Source organism: Micromonospora sp. NPDC049114 (assembly GCF_040648635.1).
GTDB lineage: Bacteria > Actinomycetota > Actinomycetes > Mycobacteriales > Micromonosporaceae > Micromonospora.
The window spans coordinates 136,437-158,236 of record NZ_JBEZEA010000004.1 but is presented as its reverse complement, the minus strand read 5'-3'; the positions used below and the strand labels follow the sequence as shown (position 1 = coordinate 158,236).

The 21,800-nt window shown below is 70.2% G+C and carries 19 protein-coding genes; 7 read left to right on the top strand and 12 right to left on the bottom strand.

Annotation, left to right across the window (positions count from 1 at the left end):
• Positions 1-2 precede the first annotated feature (2 nt).
• Positions 3-1,040, top strand: a complete 1,038-nt coding sequence (locus AB0B39_RS15635) for an ABC transporter ATP-binding protein (RefSeq protein ID WP_357574612.1) — start codon at positions 3-5, stop codon at positions 1,038-1,040.
• Complete coding sequence (locus tag AB0B39_RS15630) at positions 1,024-2,061, top strand: dipeptide ABC transporter ATP-binding protein (protein ID WP_357574611.1); 1,038 nt, start codon at positions 1,024-1,026, stop codon at positions 2,059-2,061. The genes AB0B39_RS15635 and AB0B39_RS15630 overlap by 17 nt, the downstream gene beginning before the upstream one ends.
• A gap of 92 nt (positions 2,062-2,153) precedes the next feature.
• Here the strand turns inward: AB0B39_RS15630 and purH are convergent, their stop codons facing one another.
• On the bottom strand, positions 2,154-3,725 hold the full coding sequence (gene purH, locus AB0B39_RS15625; RefSeq protein ID WP_357494364.1) for a bifunctional phosphoribosylaminoimidazolecarboxamide formyltransferase/IMP cyclohydrolase: 1,572 nt from the start codon (positions 3,723-3,725) through the stop codon (positions 2,154-2,156).
• Entirely contained in the window at positions 3,722-4,342 is a 621-nt protein-coding gene (purN, locus tag AB0B39_RS15620) for a phosphoribosylglycinamide formyltransferase (RefSeq protein WP_357494366.1), read from the bottom strand. The genes purH and purN overlap by 4 nt, the downstream gene beginning before the upstream one ends.
• Before the next feature lie 207 nt (positions 4,343-4,549).
• Here purN and AB0B39_RS15615 point away from each other — a divergent pair, with 207 nt between their 5' ends.
• The gene (locus AB0B39_RS15615) at positions 4,550-5,140 is read left to right on the top strand and encodes a DUF4190 domain-containing protein (protein ID WP_357574610.1); all 591 of its coding nucleotides are present in this window, start codon (positions 4,550-4,552) and stop codon (positions 5,138-5,140) included.
• 136 nt (positions 5,141-5,276) lie between these two features.
• Here the strand turns inward: AB0B39_RS15615 and AB0B39_RS15610 are convergent, their stop codons facing one another.
• Complete coding sequence (locus AB0B39_RS15610; RefSeq protein ID WP_357494370.1) at positions 5,277-6,596, bottom strand: DUF6350 family protein; 1,320 nt, start codon at positions 6,594-6,596, stop codon at positions 5,277-5,279.
• A gap of 198 nt (positions 6,597-6,794) precedes the next feature.
• On the opposite strand from AB0B39_RS15610, the gene AB0B39_RS15605 reads away from it, so the two are divergent.
• A complete protein-coding gene (locus AB0B39_RS15605; protein ID WP_234590178.1) occupies positions 6,795-7,061 on the top strand; it encodes a DUF4190 domain-containing protein in 267 nt (88 codons plus the stop codon).
• A 63-nt stretch (positions 7,062-7,124) separates the two neighbouring features.
• Here AB0B39_RS15605 and sucD read toward each other — a convergent pair whose 3' ends face one another.
• The 3 genes from sucD to AB0B39_RS15590 form a co-directional block, all read right to left on the bottom strand.
• Complete coding sequence (gene sucD, locus AB0B39_RS15600; RefSeq protein WP_357574609.1) at positions 7,125-8,012, bottom strand: succinate--CoA ligase subunit alpha; 888 nt, start codon at positions 8,010-8,012, stop codon at positions 7,125-7,127.
• Positions 8,013-8,014: 2 nt separating this feature from the next.
• Positions 8,015-9,193, bottom strand: a complete 1,179-nt coding sequence (gene sucC, locus AB0B39_RS15595; RefSeq protein ID WP_234590183.1) for an ADP-forming succinate--CoA ligase subunit beta — start codon at positions 9,191-9,193, stop codon at positions 8,015-8,017.
• 478 nt (positions 9,194-9,671) lie between these two features.
• Positions 9,672-10,076 (bottom strand): cobalamin B12-binding domain-containing protein, encoded by a 405-nt coding sequence (locus AB0B39_RS15590; RefSeq protein ID WP_234590185.1) that lies wholly within the window; start codon positions 10,074-10,076, stop codon positions 9,672-9,674.
• A 440-nt stretch (positions 10,077-10,516) separates the two neighbouring features.
• Here AB0B39_RS15590 and AB0B39_RS15585 point away from each other — a divergent pair, with 440 nt between their 5' ends.
• On the top strand, positions 10,517-11,224 hold the full coding sequence (locus AB0B39_RS15585; RefSeq protein WP_234590189.1) for a M23 family metallopeptidase: 708 nt from the start codon (positions 10,517-10,519) through the stop codon (positions 11,222-11,224).
• 273 nt (positions 11,225-11,497) lie between these two features.
• Positions 11,498-12,265, top strand: coding sequence for a M23 family metallopeptidase (locus AB0B39_RS15580; protein WP_357574608.1), 768 nt, complete (start codon positions 11,498-11,500; stop codon positions 12,263-12,265).
• Positions 12,266-12,367: 102 nt separating this feature from the next.
• Here the strand turns inward: AB0B39_RS15580 and pcrA are convergent, their stop codons facing one another.
• The gene (pcrA, locus tag AB0B39_RS15575) at positions 12,368-14,773 is read right to left on the bottom strand and encodes a DNA helicase PcrA (protein WP_234590194.1); all 2,406 of its coding nucleotides are present in this window, start codon (positions 14,771-14,773) and stop codon (positions 12,368-12,370) included.
• Between the two features lie 315 nt (positions 14,774-15,088).
• Here pcrA and AB0B39_RS15570 point away from each other — a divergent pair, with 315 nt between their 5' ends.
• Positions 15,089-15,478, top strand: a complete 390-nt coding sequence (locus tag AB0B39_RS15570; RefSeq protein ID WP_357494379.1) for a chorismate mutase — start codon at positions 15,089-15,091, stop codon at positions 15,476-15,478.
• A gap of 114 nt (positions 15,479-15,592) precedes the next feature.
• Here AB0B39_RS15570 and AB0B39_RS15565 read toward each other — a convergent pair whose 3' ends face one another.
• The 5 genes from AB0B39_RS15565 to AB0B39_RS15545 form a co-directional block, all read right to left on the bottom strand.
• The gene (locus AB0B39_RS15565; RefSeq protein ID WP_308195420.1) at positions 15,593-16,606 is read right to left on the bottom strand and encodes a dipeptide ABC transporter ATP-binding protein; all 1,014 of its coding nucleotides are present in this window, start codon (positions 16,604-16,606) and stop codon (positions 15,593-15,595) included.
• On the bottom strand, positions 16,599-17,627 hold the full coding sequence (locus tag AB0B39_RS15560) for an ABC transporter ATP-binding protein (protein WP_234590213.1): 1,029 nt from the start codon (positions 17,625-17,627) through the stop codon (positions 16,599-16,601). Before AB0B39_RS15560 ends, AB0B39_RS15565 begins: the two co-directional genes overlap by 8 nt.
• A gap of 25 nt (positions 17,628-17,652) precedes the next feature.
• Positions 17,653-18,612 carry an ABC transporter permease gene (locus AB0B39_RS15555; protein ID WP_234590197.1) on the bottom strand — a complete coding sequence of 320 codons (960 nt, stop codon included), beginning with the start codon at positions 18,610-18,612 and terminating at the stop codon, positions 17,653-17,655.
• Positions 18,605-19,531: an ABC transporter permease gene (locus AB0B39_RS15550; protein ID WP_007465043.1), complete on the bottom strand. Its 927-nt coding sequence runs from the start codon at positions 19,529-19,531 to the stop codon at positions 18,605-18,607. The genes AB0B39_RS15555 and AB0B39_RS15550 overlap by 8 nt, the downstream gene beginning before the upstream one ends.
• A gap of 149 nt (positions 19,532-19,680) precedes the next feature.
• On the bottom strand, positions 19,681-21,321 hold the full coding sequence (locus AB0B39_RS15545; RefSeq protein ID WP_357494382.1) for an ABC transporter substrate-binding protein: 1,641 nt from the start codon (positions 21,319-21,321) through the stop codon (positions 19,681-19,683).
• Positions 21,322-21,800 lie beyond the last annotated feature (479 nt).

The following is a 21,800-nucleotide window of genomic DNA, read 5'->3' as shown; positions in this document are numbered from 1 at the left end:
TCATGACCCACGCAACAGTCGAACCCACGCCCGCCTCCGCCACGCCTGAGGGCGGCCACCTGCTGGAACTGAAGGACCTGCACGTCGAGTTCCGGACCAACGAGGGCGTGGCCCAGGTCATCAACGGCGTGTCGTACCACCTGGACGCCGGGGAGACCCTCGCGGTGCTCGGCGAATCCGGCTCGGGCAAGTCGGTCACCGCGCAGGCGATCATGGGCATCCTGGACACCCCGCCCGCGTTCGTCCGCTCCGGCCAGATCCTCTACCGGGGTCAGGACCTGCTCACGGCATCCGAGGAGCAGCGCCGGCAGGTCCGCGGCAAGGAGATCGCGATGATCTTCCAGGACGCGCTCTCCGCGCTGAACCCGGTCTTCCCGGTCGGCTGGCAGATCGGCGAGACGCTGCGCCAGCGCTCCGGCATGTCCCGGGGCGACGCCCGCCGCCGGGCCGTCGAGCTGATGGACCTGGTCAAGATCCCGGGTGCCGCCAAGCGGATCGGCGACTACCCGCACCAGTTCTCCGGCGGCATGCGGCAACGCGTCATGATCGCGATGGCGCTGGCGCTGGACCCGAAGGTGCTGATCGCCGACGAGCCCACCACCGCGCTCGACGTCACCGTGCAGGCCCAGATCATGGACCTGCTGGCCGACCTGCGCCGCGACCTCAACATGGCGATGATCCTGATCACCCACGACCTGGGTGTGGTCGCCGGCGTCGCGGACCGGATCGCGGTCATGTACGCGGGTCGGATCGTCGAACACGCCGACGTCCGCGCCCTCTACAAGGCGCCGGCACACCCGTACACCAAGGGTTTGTTGGAGTCGATTCCGCGGATGGACGTCCGCGGCCAGGAACTGTCGACGATCAAGGGGTTGCCACCGAACCTGATGCGCATCCCCTCCGGCTGCCCGTTCCACCCCCGGTGCCCGTACGTCCAGCAGGTCTGCGTGGACGTGGTGCCGCACGACCTGGTCCTCGGCGACGGCCGGACCAGCGCTTGCCACTTCGCGCAGGAGGTTCGTGATGACAGCGCCCGCTAGCTCCACCAAGGTCCGGGGCGAGACCATCCTCTCCGTCGACAACCTGGTGAAGCACTTCCCGATCAGTCAGGGTGTGCTGTTCCAGCGGCAGATCGGCGCGGTCAAGGCCGTCGACGGCGTGAGCTTCGAGCTGCGCCGGGGCGAGACGCTGGGCGTGGTCGGCGAATCCGGCTGCGGCAAGTCCACCCTCGCCCGGCTGCTCATGCGGCTGGAGACACCCACGTCCGGGCGGGCCACCCTGGAGGGCAGGGACCTGTTCAAGGCTTCCGGTGGCGAGCTGCGCCGGCTGCGCCGCAACATGCAGATGGTCATGCAGGACCCGTACACCTCGCTGAACCCGCGGATGACTGTCGGCGACATCATCGGTGAGCCGTTCGAGATCCACCGGGACGCGGCGCCGAAGGGCAGCAAGCAGAAGCGGGTCCAGGAGCTGCTGGACGTCGTCGGGCTCAATCCGGAGCACATCAACCGGTACCCGCACCAGTTCTCCGGCGGCCAGCGTCAGCGCATCGGCATCGCCCGCGCGCTCGCCCTGCGCCCCGAGGTGATCGTCTGCGACGAACCGGTCTCCGCGCTGGACGTCTCCATCCAGGCCCAGGTGATCAACCTGCTGGAGCAGCTCCAGGACGAGTTCGGGCTGTCGTACATCTTCATCGCGCACGACCTGTCCGTGGTGCGGCACATCGCCGACCGGGTGGCGGTCATGTACCTCGGTCGGATCGTCGAGATCGGCACCGAGGACGAGATCTACGAGCGCGCCACCCACCCGTACACCCAGGCGTTGCTCTCGGCCGTGCCGGTGCCGGACCCGGAGGTACGCGACCAGCGCAACATGATCCGGCTGGTCGGCGACGTGCCCAGCCCGGCCGACCCGCCGAGCGGTTGCCACTTCCGCACGCGCTGCTGGAAGGCCCAGGACATCTGCGCGGTAGAGGACCCGGCGACCGTGCCCAGGGCGGCCGACCCCCACCCGTCCGCCTGCCACTTCGCCGAACTCCGCCCGGCAACCCCGGCGGCCTGATCCCCCACCCGGCCCGGGTGGTTGATCATGAAGTTATTGCCCTGCACATCGGCGTGTCAGGGCAACAACTTCATGATCGACGGGTCTTGCGGTCAGTGGAAGAAGTGGCGGGTTCCCGTTAGGTACATCGTCACGTTGGCTTTTTTGGCCGCTTCGATGACTTCTTCGTCGCGGATCGAGCCACCGGGCTGGACGATGGCGCGGACGCCTGCGTCGATGAGGATCTGCGGGCCGTCGGCGAACGGGAAGAACGCGTCCGAGGCGGCCACCGAGCCCCGCGCCCGGTCGGCGCCGGCGCGCTGGACCGCGAGCTGCGCCGAGTCGACCCGGTTGACCTGACCCATGCCGACACCGACGGTGGCGCCGTCCTTGGCGAGCAGGATCGCGTTGCTCTTCACCGCGCGGACCGCCCGCCAGGCGAACGCGAGATCGCGCAGCAGCTCCTCGTCGGCGGCCTCGCCGGTCGCCAACTGCCAGTTGGCCGGGTCGTCGCCGGGAGCGTCCACCCGGTCGGCGACCTGGGACAGCACGCCACCGGTCACCGGCCGCCACTCGAGCTTCGCCGGGCTCCAGGCCGGCGCGCGAAGCAGCCGGATGTTCTTCTTGCCCTGCAACACCTCGACCGCGCCCTCGTCGAAGCCGGGGGCGACCACCACCTCGGTGAAGATGTCGGCGACCTGCCGGGCCAGCTCGACCGAGACCGGCCGGTTGACAGCGATCACGCCGCCGAACGCCGACACCGGGTCACAGGCGTGCGCCAGGCGGTGCGCCTCGGCCACGTCCACGCCCACCGCGATACCGCACGGGTTGGCGTGCTTGATGATCGCCACGGCCGGCTGGTCGGCGAAGTCGTTGGCGGCCCGCCAGGCGGCGTCCGCGTCGACGTAGTTGTTGTACGACATCTCCTTGCCGTGCAACTGCTCGGCCTGGGCCAGCCCCGCCGGGGCGTCCGGGTCGGTGTAGAGCGCGGCGGGCTGGTGCGGGTTCTCCCCGTAGCGCAGCACAGTCGACTTGCGCAGCGCCGACCCGGCGAACGCCGGCCAGGAGTCGTCGGCCGGGGCCAGCTCGCGGGCACACCACTGGGCCACTGCCACGTCGTACTCGGCGATGTCGGCGTACGCGCGGGCGGCGAGCGCGCGACGCTGGGCCAGCGTGAACCCGCCCTCGTCGAGCGCGCCGAGCAGCGCCGGATAGCCGGCCGGGTCGGTGAGCACCGCCACCGAGGCGTGGTTCTTGGCGGCGGCCCGCACCATGGCCGGGCCACCGATGTCGATCTGCTCCACGCACTCCTCGACACCGGCTCCGGATGCGACTGTCGCCTGGAACGGGTAGAGGTTGGAGACCAGCAGGTCGAACGCGGCCACTCCCAGCTCGTCGAGCTGTGCGACGTGCGTGTCCTTGCGCAGGTCGGCGAGGAGACCGGCGTGCACCTTCGGGTGCAGGGTCTTCACCCGGCCGTCGAGCACCTCGGGGAACCCGGTCACCGTCTCCACCGGCGTCACCGGCACCCCGGCGGCGGCGATGGTGCCCGCCGTGCTGCCGGTGGACACGATCTCCACACCGGCCGCGTGCAGGGCCTGGGCCAGCTCGACCAACCCGGTCTTGTCGTAGACGCTGACCAGCGCCCGCCGAATCGGGCGACGCCCGTCCTGAGTGGGACTCACGGAACCGTGACCTTCCTTCCGGTGATGGTCCAGCCTTCGCGGACCAGACGGCCGACCTGCTCGACGAGCTGACGCCGCTCGGCTTCCTTGATGCGCTCGGTGAGCGCGTCCACGTCGTCGTCGTCGAGCACCGGCACCGCGACCTGCGCCACGATCGGCCCGGTGTCCATGCCGGCGTCGACGAAGAAGAGCGTGGCCCCGGTGAGCTTCACGCCGTAGGCGAGGGCGTCGCGCGGGCCGTGGATGCCGGGGAACGCCGGCAGCAGGGTGTTGTGGGTGTTCAGGTAGCGGTCGCCGAAGGCGGCGAGGAAGTGCGGGCCGACCAACTTGAGGAAGCCGGCGGAGATGACCAGGTCGGGCTCGTGCTTGGCGACGTGCGCGGTGAGCGCGCGGTCCCAGTCCTGGCGGCTGTCGTGGTCGCGGACCCGCTCGACGAAGGTCGGCACCCCCGCGGCCTCGGCGCGCTCCAGGCCCGCGATGCCGTCGCGGTCCGCGCCGACGGCGACGACCTCTGCGCCGTACGCGGGATCGGCGGCGGCGTCCAGCAGGGCCTGAAGGTTGCTCCCGGAGCCGGAGATGAGGACGACGATGCGGGCGGCGGACGCGGGCTCGGTCACCGGGCCACCCTATCGGGCAGGTCAGGATGCCCCTCGGTTGGGCGGTTCGCCGATCTGTGACAGTGCGCGCCGAGCGGAATGAACCATTATCGGGGGTAATACGCGGTATGTCGTCGCGCTGCTGTGCTGTGCCTGAGGTGGTCTGACCGCGATCATGGATGGGAACAACAGCAGCAACTGACGGAACCAGTCCAAGGAGCTTCTCGAATGCAGCCCGGCAACCCCGGTCAGGACCCGTACGGCCAGCAGCCCAACCAGGATCCGACCGCGCCCCAGCCGCCGCACGACCCGTACGCCCCGCCGCCGGCCGCCCCGTACGGCCAGCAGCCCACCTCGGGTCAGCCCTACGGCCAGCCCACCTCGGGCCAGCCGTACGGCCAGCCGCCGGCGGCTCCGTACGGCCAGCAGCCCGGCGCCCCGTACGGCCAGCAGCCGCAGGACCCGTACGGCGCATCGCAGGCCCCGTACGGCCAGCAGCAGCCCTACGGTGGCGCCCCGACGTACCCGAACGCCGGTTACCCCCAGCAGCAGGGCCAGAACAACACCCTCGGCCTGGTGTCGATGATCCTCGGCATCGCGTCGATCCCGCTGGTCTGCTGCCTCTACCTGGGCATCCCGGTGGGTATCGCGGGCGTGGTGACCGGTTACCTCGCGAAGCAGAAGGTCGCCCAGGGCCAGGCCAACAACGCCGGCCAGGCCAAGACCGGCCTGATCTGCGGCGCGGTCGGCGTCGGCCTCGGCATCCTGGTGCTCATCATCAGCATCGTGGCGAACGTCAACCTGCCGACCGAGCCCTGAGCAGACCCCTGCTCCCGACGGGGCGCCCCGGATCCGTCCGGGGCGCCCCGCGCCGTCTCCGCACCCCGTGGGTCGTCTCCACCGTCGGCCGTGCCCCGCATAGGCCGTGCCGAGCGTCGGCAGCGGCAGCGGCCGGTCAGGCTCCGGGGCGCACCGGCGGGGTCTGAGCGGCGCGCGGGCTCCGGGCGAGCACCCGGGTGGCAGCCGCGCCGAGCAGCGCCCCGACCGCGACGACACCTGCCGCCACCGCGCCCACCTGCCAGGCCACCGGCCCGAGCTGCGCCAGGCGCCCCGCCCCGAGCGGCCCACCGGAGGCCGCGGCGGCGACGCCGAGCAGCACGCCGGCCACCGGCCCGGCCAGCGCCGCCGGCGCCAACAGTTCGGCCCAGCGCCGCGGCGGCCGCTCCGGCCCGGCTGACCGGGCCAACCGACGGGCGAGCAACCAGCCGGCGACCATCCCGGCCAGCACCGGCACCGCGAGCAGCAGGGCGCCGAGGCCGTCCACCGGGCCGCGCGGCAGGCCAGCGAGCAACGGTACGGCCGGCAGCGCGCCGACCGACACCTCACTGGTGCGTACGGCCGTGTCGACGCCGACGGCGAAGCCCGGCCCGAGCAGATAGCTGGTCGACCAGACCGCTGCGTTCGGCGCGTACGCCATGCTGACCAGGGTGATCCCGGCCTGCCCGGCCACCCCGGTCCGGTACGCGCCGATCATGTCCGCGGCGTCACCGCCGCCCATGGCCACGGCCAGGCCGGCAGCGCCGGCGCCCGCTCCGAGCAGGAGGATCGCGGCCACCAGCCCGGCGCGTACGCCGTCGCGCAGCGGGCCGGGTATCCGGGTGACGAGCAGCCGGGTCACGGCGGTGATCCGGATCGCGCCGACCAGCGCGCCGAGCGTGCCGACCACCGCGAACGTGGCCGCCGCCCGCACCAGGGAGACCTGCGGCCCGCCCGCACCGATCAGCACCGCGGCGAGCGCGCCGAGCAGCGCGTACGCCAGACCGACAGCTGCGGCGGCGATCAGCGCGCGGCGCGGTGAGCGGGTGTCGCGGGCGCCGATCGCGCGGCTCACGTGCACGCCGGCCCGGGTCAGTCGCCAGAGCGCGAGCACGGTGAGCGCCAGCGGGGCGAGCCCGAACGGGCCCGCCTCGGTGTGCAGCGGAACCCCGTGCCCCACCAGCCAACCGGCCAGCGCCGTACGCAGGGTGCCGCCCAGCGTGGTGGAGTCAGCGCCGAGCTGGACCAGGCCGAGCACGATGGCGACCGGCAGGTACGAGGTGAGAGCCGCCCCGACCGCGGCCACCAGTGCGGCGACGGCCAGCGGCGCACGCCCACGCGGCGACCCACCGGCGCGCGGCGCGGGAACCCGCCGACGGGGCGCGGCGCGGTCGACCGGCCGGTCGTCGGCGCGTACACCGCCGGCACGGCTGGGTGGGTCAGGGGTGACGGGGGGCATCCGCTCTACTCTGGCACGTCGCGCGGGCGGTGGCAGTCCGTTAACCCGCCCCGGAGGGCGGCGAGTTGGGCGAACCGGGGCCGGATCCGCCCGGTCGGGTCTAGCGTCGGGCCAGAGGGGGTGGCCGTCGCCGCCAACCGGGTCCGGCTCGCCGGTCGCGGCCCGGGGTCCGCCGCCCACGACCGCCCGGAGGTAGCCGTGACGACCGCATACCCACCGCCCCCACCACCGCCGGCCAGGGGACGCGACCGCACCACGCTCTGGGGCGTGCTGGGCATCGTCCTCGGCCTGATCTGTTGCGGCATCCTCGGCATCATCTTCGGCTACCTGTCCCTGCGCGACGCCCGGCGCAACGGCCAGTCGCCGGTTCTCGGCTACCTCGCCATCGTGTTCGGCGTGATCAACATCATCGGCGGCGCGATCCTGCGTCTCACCGGCAACTACCCGTTCTGGAACAACGACTGACCCGGCGGTACGACGAAGGGGTCGACCGGTTCCGGTCGACCCCTTCGGTGTTGCCGTCCCGGCTCAGTTGCCGGACATGATCTCCCGCATCAGCTTCGCGGTCTCGGTCGGCGTCTTGCCGACCTTGACGCCGACGGCTTCGAGCGCCGCCTGCTTCGCCTCGGCGGTACCGGCCGAGCCGGAGATGATCGCCCCGGCGTGACCCATGGTCTTGCCGGGAGGCGCGGTGAAGCCGGCGATGTAGCCGACCACCGGCTTGGTGACGTTGTCCTTGATGAACTCGGCGGCCCGCTCCTCGGCGTCGCCACCGATCTCACCGATCATCACGATGGCGTCGGTCTCCGGGTCGGCCTCGAACGCCTTGAGGGCGTCGATGTGCGTGGTGCCGATGATCGGGTCACCGCCGATGCCGACGCAGGTGGAGAAGCCGATGTCGCGCAGCTCGTACATCATCTGGTAGGTCAGCGTGCCGCTCTTGCTGACCAGGCCGATGCGGCCGGAGCCGGTGATGTCGGCCGGGATGATGCCGGCGTTGGAGGCGCCCGGCGAGGCGATGCCGGGGCAGTTCGGCCCGATGATCCGGGTCCGCTCGCCCTGCGCGAGGTTGTACGCCCAGAACGCGGCGGTATCGTGCACCGGCACGCCCTCGGTGATCACCACGGCCAGCGGAATCGCGGCGTCGATCGCCTCGACCACGGCGGCCTTGGTGAACTGCGGCGGCACGAAGATGACGGTGACGTCGGCCCCGGTCTCGGCCATGGCGTCCGCCACGGACGCGAAGACCGGCAGCTCGGTGCCGTCGAAGTCGACCTTCTGGCCCGCCTTGCGCGGGTTGACGCCGCCCACCACGTTGGTGCCGGCGGCGAGCATCCGCCGGGTGTGCTTGGAACCCTCGGAACCGGTCATCCCCTGAACGATGACCTTCGAGTCCTTGGTCAGCCAGATAGCCATGATCAGACCCCCGCAGCTGCCAGCTCGGCGGCCCGCTCGGCCGCGCCGTCCATGGTGTCCACCCGCTGCACGAGCGGGTTGTTCGCGCCGTCCAGGATCGCCCGGCCGGCCTCGGCGTTGTTGCCGTCGAGCCGGACGACGAGCGGCTTGGTGACCTGCTCGCCGCGCTGCTCCAGCAGGGCCAGCGCCTGGATGATGCCGTTGGCGACCTCGTCGCAGGCGGTGATGCCGCCGAAGACGTTGACGAAGACGCTCTTCACGGCCGGGTCGGAGAGGACGATCTCCAGACCGTTCGCCATGACCGCGGCGCTCGCGCCGCCGCCGATGTCGAGGAAGTTGGCCGGCTTGACGTTGCCGTGCCGCTCACCGGCGTACGCGACCACGTCGAGGGTCGACATGACCAGACCCGCGCCGTTGCCGATGATGCCGACCTCGCCGTCGAGCTTGACGTAGTTGAGGTCCTTGGCCTTGGCGGCCTGCTCCAGCGGGTCCACGGCAGCCTGGTCGACCAGGGCCTCGTGGTCCGGGTGCCGGAACGCGGCGTTCTCGTCCAGGCTGATCTTGGCGTCGAGCAGGAGCATCCGGCCGTCGCCGTTCTTGGCGAGCGGGTTGACCTCGACCAGCGTGGCGTCCTCGGCGACGAACGCCTGCCAGAGGCCGACGGCGATCTCGACCACCTGGTCGGCGACCTCGGCCGGGAAGCCGGCGGCGGTCACGATCTCGCGGGCCTTGGCCTCGTCCACGCCCTTCACGGCGTCGATCGGGGCCTTGACGACCTTGTCGGGCGTCTCGGCGGCGACCTGCTCGATGTCCATGCCGCCGGCGACGCTGGCGATGCAGAGGAAGGTGCGGTTCGCCCGGTCGAGCAGGTACGAGAAGTAGTACTCCTCGGCCACGTCCGCGGTCACCGTGATCATGACCTTGTGGACGGTGTGACCCTTGATGTCCATGCCGAGGATGTCGGTGGCCCGAGCCACCGCCTCATCCGGGCCCTCGGCCAGCTTGACGCCGCCGGCCTTACCTCGGCCGCCGACCTTTACCTGCGCCTTGACGACCACACGGCCGCCAAGACGTTCGGCGATCGCGCGGGCCTCTTCCGGGGTAGTGGCGACGCCGCCGGCCAGCACGGGCAAGCCGTGCCGCTCGAACAGGTCCCGCCCCTGGTACTCGTACAGGTCCACGATTGCGCGTCCCGTCCCGTCTCCGCGGCGCGCCGTCGCGCCGCCACCAGCGTTCAGAAAACAGTTTGACGCCTGTCATCAGTTGAAACAGGCCATTGGCGGCAGCCTAGCGAGGTGGGCACGGCCGGCAACCGAGCGGGTGCACGGTGTGCGGTAATGCACAACTCCGTGTCGAGTGGGGCGGATTCCGGCCGCGCCGTGCGCGGCGTCAATCGTCCGGACGATGTTGCCGGGGGTCCGTAACCCGCCCGTCGGGGCGTCGTTGAGTCAGGTGTCGGCGCGCTGAGCAGCGCAAAGACGGGATACGGCCGATGCCCTGTCGGTCGAGGGGTGGCGGCGGGGCATCGTGCATAGAGGGGCCGGACGTGTGAGGGGTGCGTCCGGCCCCTCCCCCGTGCCCAGATCCGGTCGGCGCAGCAGACCGACGCAATCGACGCGGTGGACCGACGTGGTCGGCTCGGCGCAGCGGACCGCTGTCTCAGGCGACCGGCTGCGCGACGTTCTCCCGGACCCACTCCACGATCGCCTGCGTGGTGGCGCCCGGCGTGAAGATCTTCGCGACGCCCAGCTTCTCCAGCTCGGGGAGGTCGCCGTTGGGAATGATGCCGCCACCGAACACGACGATGTCCCGGGCGTCGCGCTCGGTCAACAGCTCCAGCACCCTACGGAAGAGCGTCATGTGCGCACCGGAGAGTACGGAGAGACCCACCGCGTCGGCGTCCTCCTGGATGGCCGTTTCCACGATCTGCTCGGGCGTCTGGTGCAGGCCGGTGTAGACGACCTCCATCCCCGCGTCGCGCAGGGCGCGGGCGACGACCTTCGCGCCGCGGTCGTGGCCGTCCAGACCTGGCTTCGCGACGACGACCCGAATACGAGAGCTCATCAGCGCACACCTTTCACCGGCTCCACGGCCTTCACCTGAACGAACGGTAACCCGCCCGGCCGGGCCCGGGAAATCGGGGCTGGAAACCCGTCCGACATTCTGCCGCGCCCGGGCACCGCCGTCGGCACCGTCGATCGAGGCCGTCCCGCCCGGGCCCCGGCGTCAAGCCGGACGACTCCGCCGGATCGGTCACGCTCGGCGACGAACGGGTGGTTACGGGGGCACCGTTCGACGGCACGATGCGTGACAATCTTGGACGCAAACGGACAGATCGACACGCCAATTCGGCGCTTCGGCTTGTGGGTCGCCTGGTGGTTGGCTAACGTGTCCACGGTTGTCATCAGGTCCATGGACGGGTGACGACGCGGTCGACAGACGTTCATCTGAGCTTCACGGACGTCCCACCGGCCGCCTCGGAACCCCGACAACGGAGGGTGTGCGTGCGCCAGCGCCTGTCGTCTGAGCCCGATCGATATCGCGGTCGCCGCCGCGTACCCACCCCCCCGCGTAGCCGTTACGCGGCAGTCGTCACCACCGCCTTCGTCGGCGCGGGCATCGTCGCGCTGGGCGCGTCGGCGCTGCCCGACGCCAAGGACGTCAGCCCGACCGTGCTCGACGAGCTCAAGCAGGCGTCGATCACCAGTCAGGACGTCGCGGCCCGTGCGGACAACGCCGAGCGCGCCTCCCGGGACAGCCGCACGAAGGAAGCGGCCGAGCCCGAGGTCTGGATGCTGCCGCTGCAGGGCTACGACTTCAACTCCCCGTACGGCATGCGGTGGGGCAAGCTGCACACCGGCGTCGACCTGGTCGTCCCCGAGGGCACCCCGTACGTGGCGGTCCACGATGGCCTGGTCACCAAGGCCGGCTGGTTCGGCGGCTACGGCTACGCGGTGATCGTCCAGCACGCCGACGGCAGCGAGGCCATCTACGGTCACTCCTCCGCGCTCAGTGTCAAGGAGGGCCAGCAGGTCAAGGCCGGCGACCAGCTTGGCCTGGTGGGCCAGACCGGCCACGCCTACGGCACGCACCTGCACCTTGAGCTTCATGTCAAGGGCGCCCCGATCGACCCCGTTCCGTACCTGCAGGAGCGCGGAGTGGACATCAAGCTGCAAGTCGAGGCAATCTACAGCGAGGTAGCGGGTTCCTGACGCTGCGTACCGCCCGTTGACCGCCCGGATCTGCTGATCCGGGCGGTTTTTTCGGCTCGGTCCACGGTTGATGTCTGCTGGATCACAGGACGGACTGTGACCGACAGCACGGCACGGCATGATCACTTTTCCGGACGGACCGCGTCAGACCGGCGCATAGCAGGTCAGCCGGCCGGCCGCCCCCGGTTCGGACGCGCGGTCCCGGACGGTCGTCCAGCTCGGCCCGACACCAGTATTTCGAGGTCAAGTGCCCCTCGACTGTGAAGGTCCGCCGTGCAGGAAGACAGCCCCGTCCAGAACGAGAACACCCCCGACACCACCGTCGAGCAGCCGGGACGTGCCCGCCGGCGGAACCGCCTCATCGTGGTCGGCGCGGCCGCGCTGGTCGCCCTCGGCCTGGGCGGGGTCGCCGTAGCCACCTCCGGCCCCGACCGGCCGGCACCCACCGCCGTCTCGCTCGACGCCCAGTCCCGCGCCGAGGCCGCCAGCCGGGCCGACCGCTCGGCCCGTGAGTCGAGCGCGCCGGCGTCTCCGTCGGCCAGCCCGACCGTGAGCCCGTCGACGGCAAGCGCCAGCCCGACACCGACGAGGACGGCCACCGCCAAGCCGAAGCCGAAGCCGAAGAAGACCACCCGGCCGACGGCCGCCTGGGTCGACCCGATGCCGGGCGCCTCGGTCACCTCCTGCTACGGCCAGCGCTGGGGCACCCTGCACGCCGGGATCGACCTGGCGCTGCCCTCGGGGACCCCCATCCACGCCGCGGCCGCCGGCACGGTCACCCAGGCCGGCGACGCCGCGGACGGGTACGGCAACTCCGTCTTCATCGACCACGGCAACGGCTACCTGACCCACTACGCCCACCAGAGCCGCATCGCGGTCACCGTCGGGCAGAAGGTCAAGGCCGGTCAGGTGATCGGCTACGAGGGCGCCACGGGCGACGCCACGGGCCCGCACCTGCACTTCGAGGTGCACCAGGGCATGTGGAACCAGATCGACCCCGCGCCGTACATGCGCGCCCACGGCGTCAACCTGGGCTGCTAGCTCCCCGTCCCCGCCCCCACCGCGCCGATCTTGCACTTTCTGTCCCGACATCAAGGGCACAACCGCCCATGTCGACGACCGGAACTGCAAGATCGGCGCGGGTTACAGCTTGTCTACCGGGGCATGGCGGAGGACCAGCCACATGGTCTGGTCGCCGAAGTCGATCTGAGCGCGGGCGCCCGGGCCGTGCCCCTCCACGGCGAGCACGCGCCCCAGCCCGTAGCGCTGGTGGTTGACCCGGTCGCCGGCGGCCACCTTCGGCCCCTGCGGCAGCTCGCTGGCCGTGGTGAGGCGACTGGCGTCCACGCCGAGCCGCTGGGCCAGCTGCGCCGCCTTCGGCGTACCCCCGGTGAAGGTGCCGCGGCCGCCGGGCGCACGATCGGCACGACCGCCGACGCCGCCGCCCCCGCCGGCCCACGAGGTGTACGACCCCTCGGTGCGCTCCCAGCGCACCAGCTCCGGTGGCAGCTCCTCCAGGAACCGCGACGGCGGGTTGTAGGACGGCTGCCCCCAGGCCGAACGGGTCACCGCCCGGGAGAGGTAGAGCCGCTGCCGAGCGCGGGTGATGCCCACGTACGCCAGTCGGCGCTCCTCCTCCAGCTCGCGGGTGTCGCCCAGCGAGCGCAGGTGCGGGAACACGCCGTCCTCCAGCCCGGTCAGAAAGACCACCGGGAACTCCAGGCCCTTGGCGGTGTGCAGCGTCATGAGGGTGACGACGCCCTGGTGGTCGGGGTCGTCGGAGGGGATCTGGTCGGCGTCGGCCACCAGCGCGACCTGCTCCAGGAAGCCCGCCAGGGTGGCCCGGTCCCCGTCGGCGCCGGTCGCCTCGATCCGCTCGGTGTACTCCCGGGCGACGCTGACCAGTTCCTGGAGGTTGTCCACCCGGCCCGCGTCCTGCGGGTCCAGGCTCTCCTCCAGCTCGGTGAGGTAGCCCGAGCGGGTCAGCAGGGCCTCCAGCACCTCCTCCGGGGTGCCGGTCTCGGCCAGCTCCCGAGCGCCGTCGAGCAGCGCCACGAAGTCGGCGATGCCGTTGGCCGCCCGGGTGGAGATGCCGGGCGCCTCCCGGGCCCGGCGCAGCGCCGCGCCGAAGGAGATCCGATCACGGCTGGACAGCGCCTCGACGCACGCCTCCGCGCGGTCGCCGATGCCCCGGCGGGGGGTGTTCAGCACCCGCCGCAGACTCACCGTGTCGTCGTCGTTGACCACCGAGCGCAGGTACGCGAGGGCGTCGCGGACCTCCTTGCGCTCGTAGAAGCGCACCCCGCCGACCACCTTGTACGGCAGGCCGGCGCGGATGAACACCTCCTCGAAGACGCGGGACTGGGCGTTGGTGCGGTAGAAGACCGCGACGTCACCGGGGCGGGTCTCGTCGGCGTCGACCAGCCGGTCGATCTCCCGGCCCACCCAGTCCGCCTCGGCGTGCTCGGTGTCGGCCACGTAGCCGACGATCCGCTCGCCGTCACCTGCCTCGCTCCACAGCCGCTTCGGCTTGCGGGAGGTGTTCCGGTCGATCACCGCGTTGGCCGCGTTGAGGATGGTCTGGGTGGAGCGGTAGTTCTGCTCCAGCAGGATCGTCCGCGCGTCGGTGAAGTCCCGCTCGAACTCCAGGATGTTGCGGATCGTCGCGCCCCGGAAGGCGTAGATCGACTGGTCGGCGTCACCGACCACGCACAGCTCGGCCGGCTCCAGCCCGTCGGTGCCGGAGACCAGCTCCTTGATCAGGACGTACTGGGCGTGGTTGGTGTCCTGGTACTCGTCGACGAGCACGTGCCGGAACCGCCGCCGGTAGCTCTCCGCGACGTGCGGGTGGGACTGGAGCAGGTGCACCGTCGTCATGATCAGGTCGTCGAAGTCCAGCGCGTGCGCCTCGCGCAGCCGGCGCTGGTACAGCGTGTACGCCTCGGCGAGCGCCCGCTCGTTGGGCCCGCTGGCCCGTGCGGCGAACTGCTCCGGGTCGACCAGCTCGTTCTTGAGGTTGGAGACCTGGGCGGCCAGACCACGCGCCGGGTAGCGCTTCGGGTCGAGATCCAGCTCGCGGGTGACCAGCTGCATCAGGCGGCGGGAGTCGTCCGCGTCGTAGATCGAGAACGTCGATTTGAGGCCTGCGTGCTCGTGTTCGGCGCGCAGGATGCGGACGCACGCCGAGTGGAACGTCGACACCCACATCAGTCGGGCCCGCGGGCCGACCAGCGCGGCGACCCGCTCCTTCATCTCGCCGGCCGCCTTGTTGGTGAAGGTGATGGCGATGATCTCACCGGGATGCACGTCCCGTGCGGCGAGCAGGTAGGCGATCCGGTGGGTGAGCACCCGGGTCTTGCCGGACCCGGCGCCGGCCACGATCAGCAACGGCGAACCGGCGTGGCTGACGGCGTCGCGCTGCGGCCCGTTCAGCCCGGCGAGGAGCTGCTGCGGATCGAGGCGGACGGGGGCCGACCCGGGCCGGTGCGGACGGGCCGGCGCGGACTCCGGCGCGGGCGGGGACGCGGGAATGTCGAAGAGAGGATGCATCGCGCGCCAAGTCTATGCCGCCAGCCGGACACTTCCCGACCGCGCCGTCCGTCGGGCCGGGCCGCCGTGCCGGCGCCGGAAGCACCCGAGCGGGGCCGCCCTTTTGCGCCGGAATCCTTGCGCGCCGGCCACCGGCGTGGGCATACTCGACGGCGTGATCGCTGCGCGCTACTACTTTTACTACGGCACCGGGAGTCCGGCTGCCGTAGGTCGCGCCTGATCGACAGACCTGCGAAAAGCCCCGGGCTCCTGGAGTCCGGGGCTTTTTCCGTCCCGGGTTCCGGGCACCGGGCACCACAGCACGAGAGGTACCCGATGATGACAGACGTGGTGGAGCAGAACGGTGGCCCGGCCGGGCCGGAGGCGGGACAGCCCCCGGCGAGCGGGAGCGTGCCGGAGGTGGTGCCTTCGGTGCGCGGCGGCGACCCGTCCGACGCACGGACCGGCACCGTGGAGCCGACCGCCGCTGCGCGGATCGTGCAGATCAGAGAACGGATCGACGAGATCGACCACGCGTTGATCGCGCTCTGGCAGGAGCGGGCCGCGCTGTCCCAGGAGGTCGGGGCGACCCGGATGGCCTCCGGAGGCACCCGCCTGGTGCTCTCGCGCGAACGGGACATCCTGGAGCGCTTCCGGCTCGCGCTCGGCGCCGACGGCACCCAACTGGCGCTGCTGCTGCTGCGCGCGGGCCGCGGGCCGCTCTGAGGCGCCTCGGCGAGCCGCCGGTCGGTGACCCCACCGGCGGCCCGCTCAGCGGACCCCGGACAGACGAAACCGCCTGCCGTCGTCGTGGTGACGTCGGCAGGCGGTTCCGGTGACTCACACCTCGTGGGTGGCGACGATCTCGCGACGCTCCGCGAAGTGGCAGGCGCTCGGGTGGTCCGAGTCGCGCCGGATCTCCAGCAGCGGGACCTGCTCGGCGCAGACCTCCTGCGCCTTCCAGCAGCGGGTCCGGAACCGGCAGCCCGAGGGCGGGCTGATCGGCGACGGCACGTCACCCGTGAGCCGGATGATCGTCTTGTTGTTCCGCTGGGTCGGGTCCGGCACCGGCACCGCCGAGAGCAGCGCCTGGGTGTACGGGTGGGTCGGCCGCTCGTAGATCTCGTCCTCGGTGCCGATTTCAACGATCTTGCCGAGGTACATCACCGCCACCCGGTCCGACAGGTGGCGAACCACCGACAGGTCGTGGGCGATGAAGATGTACGACAGCCCCAGCTCGCTCTGCAGCTTCTCCAGCAGGTTCATCACCTGGGCCTGGATGGAGACGTCCAGCGCCGAGACCGGCTCGTCGCAGACGATCACCTCAGGCCGCAGCGCCAGCGCGCGGGCGATGCCGATGCGCTGACGCTGACCGCCGGAGAACTGGTGCGGGTACCGGTTGATGTGCTCCGGGTTGAGCCCGACCAGGTCGAGCAACTCGCGGACCTTGGCCCGACGGCTACCCCGGGGCGCCACCTCCGGGTGGATCTCGAACGGCTCCCCGATCAGATCACCGACCGTCATCCGCGGGTTCAGCGAGGTGTACGGGTCCTGCATGACCAGCTGGATCTGCCGACGCAGCCGACGCAGCGCCCCACCGGAGAGCTTGGAGATGTCCTGGCCCTTGTAGACCACGCTGCCGGCGGTCGGCTTCTCCAGGTTCATCAGAACCCGGGCGAGGGTCGACTTGCCGCAGCCGGACTCGCCGACGACACCGAGCGTCTCGCCGGCCCGCAGACCGAACGAGACCCCGTCGACGGCCTTGACCTGACCGACGGTCTTCTTGAACACCACACCCTGGGTGACGGGGTAGTGCTTGACCAGGTCACGGACCTCGAGGATGTTCTCAGACACGGTTCACCAGCTCCTCGGCGAAGTGGCAGGCGCTGGCCCGGGCGGGGCCCACCTGGAGCAGCGGGGGGACCTTCTCCCGGCACACCGGCTGCGCCATCGGGCAGCGCGGGTTGAACGGGCAGCCCGGCGGGATGTTCATCAGGTTCGGCGGGAGGCCCTTGATCGTCCGGAGCTGCTGCCCCTTCTCGTCCAGACGCGGGATCGAGTCGATCAGACCCATCGTGTACGGGTGCGCCGGCTTGGCGTACAGGTCGTACACGTCGGCTTCCTCGACGATCCGGCCCGCGTACATGACGGCGATCCGATCGGCGACGTCGGCGACCACACCGAGGTCGTGGGTGATCAGGATCATGCCCATCTGCCGCTCACGCTGGAGCTCCGCGAGCAGGTCCATGATCTGGGCCTGCACCGTCACGTCGAGCGCGGTGGTCGGCTCGTCCGCGATCAGCACCTCGGGGTCGAGCGCCAGCGACATCGCGATCATCGCGCGCTGCCGCATACCGCCGGAGAACTGGTGCGGATAGTTGTTGAACCGGCCCTTGGCGTTCGGGATCTTGACCTGGTCGAGCATCTCGATCGCGCGCTTCTTGGCCTCCGCGCGACCCAGACCCCGCCGAACCCGGAACTGCTCGGCGATCTGGAACCCGACGGTGAAGACCGGGTTCAGGGCGGAGAGCGCGTCCTGGAAGATCATCGCGATGCCCTCACCGCGGATGCGGCGGCGCTCCTCGGCGGACATGCGGAGCATGTCCTTGCCGTGGAAGCGGACGTGCCCACCGGTGACGAAGCCGGGGGGCGTGTCGAGGATGCCCATGATCGTCTGCGCCGTGACGCTCTTACCGGAGCCGGACTCGCCGAGCACGGCGAGGGTCTCCCCCGCGTCGACGTGGTACGTGACCCCGTTGATGACCTTTGCGACGCCGTCCCGGGTACGGAACTCCACCCGCAGGTCGTCGACCTCGAGCAGCCGGCCGGAGGGGCGCCCGGACCCGCCGGATCCCGGCGCGGACTGCTCAGACACGAGAATGTCGGACACTGGATCTCCCCTAGCGGAGTTTCGGATCGAGGGCCTCGCGGACCGCTTCACCGAGCATCACGAAGCTCAGCACCGCGGCGACGAGGAATGCGGCAGGGAAGAACACCAGCCCCGGCGCGACCCGGATGAAATCCTTACCCTCGCTGATCATGATGCCCCAGGACACCACCGGCGACTTCAGGCCGACACCCAGGAAGGACAGGGTGGCCTCGGCGCCGATGAACGAGCCGACCATGATCGTGCCGTAGACCAGCAGCGGGGCCAGGCAGTTCGGCAGCAGGTGCTTGAGGATGATCCGGCCACTGCCGGCACCCAGCGCGCGCGCCGCCACGATGTAGTCGGCCTCCTTGGTGGCGAGCACCGAGGAGCGCATCAACCGCATGACGACCGGCCAGCTCAGCACGATCAGCGAGATGATCACCAGGCCCATGATCTCGGCCTTGCTGTTGCTGCTGCCCGAACCGTTGAACGTGGTCAGGATGACGATCGCGCCGAGCACGAACGGCACTCCGAAGAACACGTCCGCGACCCGGCTGAGAATCGTGTCGACCCAGCCACCGAGGTATCCGGAGATGATGCCCATGGCGCCGCCGACCAGCAGGGTGCCGACCACGGAGAGCACGGCGACCACGATGGAGGCACGCGCGCCGTAGATGACCCGGGCGTAGACGTCCCGGCCCTGCAGGTCGTACCCGAACCACGCGTCGCCGGACGCCTTGTTGAGGCTGCGCGAGAGCGCTCCGTTGACCGGGTCGCCCGGGGCGAACAGCGACGGGAAGGCCGCCATCAACAGGAAGATGACGATGATCGTCGCCGAGATCCAGAACAGCGGCTTACGGCGCAGGTCCCGCCAGGCGTCACCGAGCAGACCACGGGGCTTCTCGTTGCTCTGCGGCCCGGGGGCGGCGGGGGTGTCGGTCGGCTGCGCAGCAGGGGTGCTGACAATCGAAGCGGTACTCGGGTCACTCATAACGGATCCTCGGGTCCAGGGCGGCGTAGAGCAGGTCGACCAACAGGTTCATCAACAGATAGACGACCACCAGTACGACCACGATGCCAACCACGGTAGCGCTTTCCTTGGTGACGATCGCGCGGTAGACCTCGCGCCCGATTCCGTTGATGCCGAAGATGCCCTCGGTGACGATCGCGCCGCCCATCAGGGCGCCGAGGTCGGTGCCGAGCAGGGTGACGACCGGAATGAGCGAGTTGCGCAGCAGGTGCACACCCACGACCCGGCGCATCGGCAGGCCCTTGGCGATGGCGGTGCGCACGTAGTCGGCACGGCGGTTCTCCGCGATGCTCGTTCGGGCCACCCGGGCGATGTACGCCACCGATGCGCTACCGAGCACGAAGCCCGGCACGATCAGCTCGGAGAACCGCATCTCGGACGAGACGGTCGGCTTGACGATGCCCCACTGCACACCCAGCAGCCACTGCAGCACGAAGCCGACGACGAACACCGGCAGCGCGAGCAGGAAGAGGGTCGAGACGAGGACCAGGTTGTCCAGGAAGCCGTTGCGGCGCAGACCGGTCAGGATGCCGGCGCCGAGGCCGATGACAGCCTCGATGGCGAGCGCGACCAGGGCCAGCTTCAGGGTGTTCGGGTACGCCGTGGCGATGATGTCGCCGATGTCGCGCTGGGAGAACGTCTGGCCGAAGTCGCCCTGGAGCAGGTTCTTCATGTAGTTGCCGTACTGCACGAAGACGTTCTGGTCCAGGTGGTACTTCTCGGTCATGTACGCGACGTACTGGTCCGGGCAGCGGCGCTCGCCGCACTTGCCGGCGAACGGGTCGCCCGGGACGGACCAGACGAGCCAGTAGATCAGGAAGGTCGAGCCGATGAAGACGGGCACGAGTTGGAGCAGCCGTCTCAACAGATAACGGCCCATGGGGTGGTCCTCCAGACAGGGGGCGCGTCGGACGGCCGACACGGTGGTGACAACGTGGCGAGTGGAGTGCTGTGGCATCCACTCGCGGAACGGCCCCGGGTCGGGCTCACCGGATGTGGCGAGCCCGACCCGGGGTCAGACCGTTCGGATCAGAGCTCGACCGAGGTGATGTCGAGTTCGCCGACGTTGTTCAGCTCGAGCTTCTTGATCTTCTCCGAGTGGCCGGACTGCTGGCCGTAGAAGTAGATCGGGATGCTCGGGACGTCCTGGTCGACCTTCTCGAGAACCTTGGCGAAGGCCTCGTGCGAAGCCTCCAGGCTCGGAGCAGCGCTGGCCTGCTTGGCCAGGGTGTCGACCTCCGGGTTGCTGTACAGGCCGTCGTTGGACGAGCCACCCTTGACGTAGAGCGGGTTGACCCAGTTCTCCACGTCCGGGTAGTCCTGCTGCCAGGCGGCACGGTACGGGCCGGTCATCTTGTGGGCGTTGATGTTCTGACGGAACACCGCGAAGGTCGGGATGCCCTCGGCGCGAGCCTCGATGCCGAGGTTGGTCTTGACCTGCTGCGCAACCGCGTCCATCCAGTCCTTGTGGCTGGAGTCCGAGTTGTAGTAGAAGACCATCTCGCCCGTGAAGCCACCGGCCTCGGTCAGCAGCTGCTTGGCCGTGGTCGGGTCGAACTTGCAGGCGGTGCAGTTACCCGGCTTGGCGCCCGGGGTCAGCGGGTTCGCCCAGCTGTCGGCCGGCTTGCGGGTGCCGAAGAAGATCTTGTCCGAGATCTCCTGCCGGTTGATCGACAGCGAGACCGCACGACGCAGCTTCGGGTTCTGGAAGCGCTTGTCGTAGATCGGGAACGCGATCAGCGCGGTCGACGGCGTGACGGTGTTCAGGCCACGGTCGCCGAGGTCGGTCTTCCACTTGTCGCCGGCGAGCGCCGAGGTGGGGACGACCTCCATGAAGTCAAGGTTGTTGGCGAGCAGGTCGGCGTAGGCCGCCGTCTCGTCCTGGTACAGCTTGACGTCGACGTCCTTGATCTTCATCTTGTCGCGCAGGCTGTAGTCGTCGAAACGAGTCAGCTTGATGAGGACGTTGTCCTGCCACGACACGAACTTGACCGGGCCGTTGCCGATCGGCTTCTTGCCGAACTCCTCGGGCTTCATGGTGAAGAACGCGTCCGGCAGCGGCATGAAGGCGCTGTAGCCGAGCTTGGTCGGGAAGACCGCGGTCGGCGCGGCGAGGGTGACCTCGAAGGTCTGCTCGTCGATGACCTTCAGGCCGGAGAGCTCCTTGGCCGACGGGGCCGGGGCCTTCTGCGGGCCGTCCGGGCCGTCCGGGTCCTCGGTGTAGGTCTTGTCGAAGCCCGCGATGTCCGAGAAGAAGGAGCCGTTCTGCGCGCCGTTCGGCGAGTAAGCGGCCCAGTTCCAGGCGTCGACGAAGTTCTTCGCCTTCACCTCGGTACCGTCGTGGAACTTGGTACCCTTCTTGATCTTGATCGTGAAGACCTTGGAGTCCTTGGTGTCGATGGACTCGGCCAGCGCGTTGCGCGGGGCCCCACCGTCGTTGGGGTACTCGACCAGGCCGGTGAACAGCCAGTCGATGACCTTGCCACCGCCGGTCTCCGTGGTGTTCGACGGAACCAGCGGGTTCTCCGGCTGGACGCCGTGGATGACGATCGCGCCATCCTTGCTGGCGGCGGCGTCGCCGTCGCCGTCACCGCTCGAGCAACCGCTCGCGACAAGCGCGGCAGCCGCGCTGAGCGCGATCGCGCTCGTCGCCCGCTTCGAGACTCTCATTCCGAGGGGCCTCCTCTTTCTAACCTGGTTCCGTCGTGGGTTTCACGCACGTTTTGGGGGTGACACCGCCCGACCACCCCGGGGCGGGGGTCGCCGGGACCACAGGGAAGTTTGGGGACACCCCTGATGTTCCGATCCGCCGGGCTCCCTCACCCGACGAGGCACGACCCTACGCAGGCGACACAGCCACGAACCCGCCGGGAACAGCGGAGGTCGTGGTCGTGGGCCGTACGGAGTGCCACACACCGAGGGTGAGGTGCTGCCACTGTGACACCCACTGGCCTCTTCCGTGAAGGTGCCGTTATCAAGCCGTTAGTTGCCCGCCACGTTGCCGATACTTGAAAAATGATCATAAAACGGTCGGGGTGGGTGTCTCCGACCTGGAAGTACATGACCTGCTCGGACGCTCGCGCCCCGCTCAGGCTCGGCTTCTGTGAGGTTTTTCGCTTGACGACCACGCGTTCCGGCGTCTGTCGCGG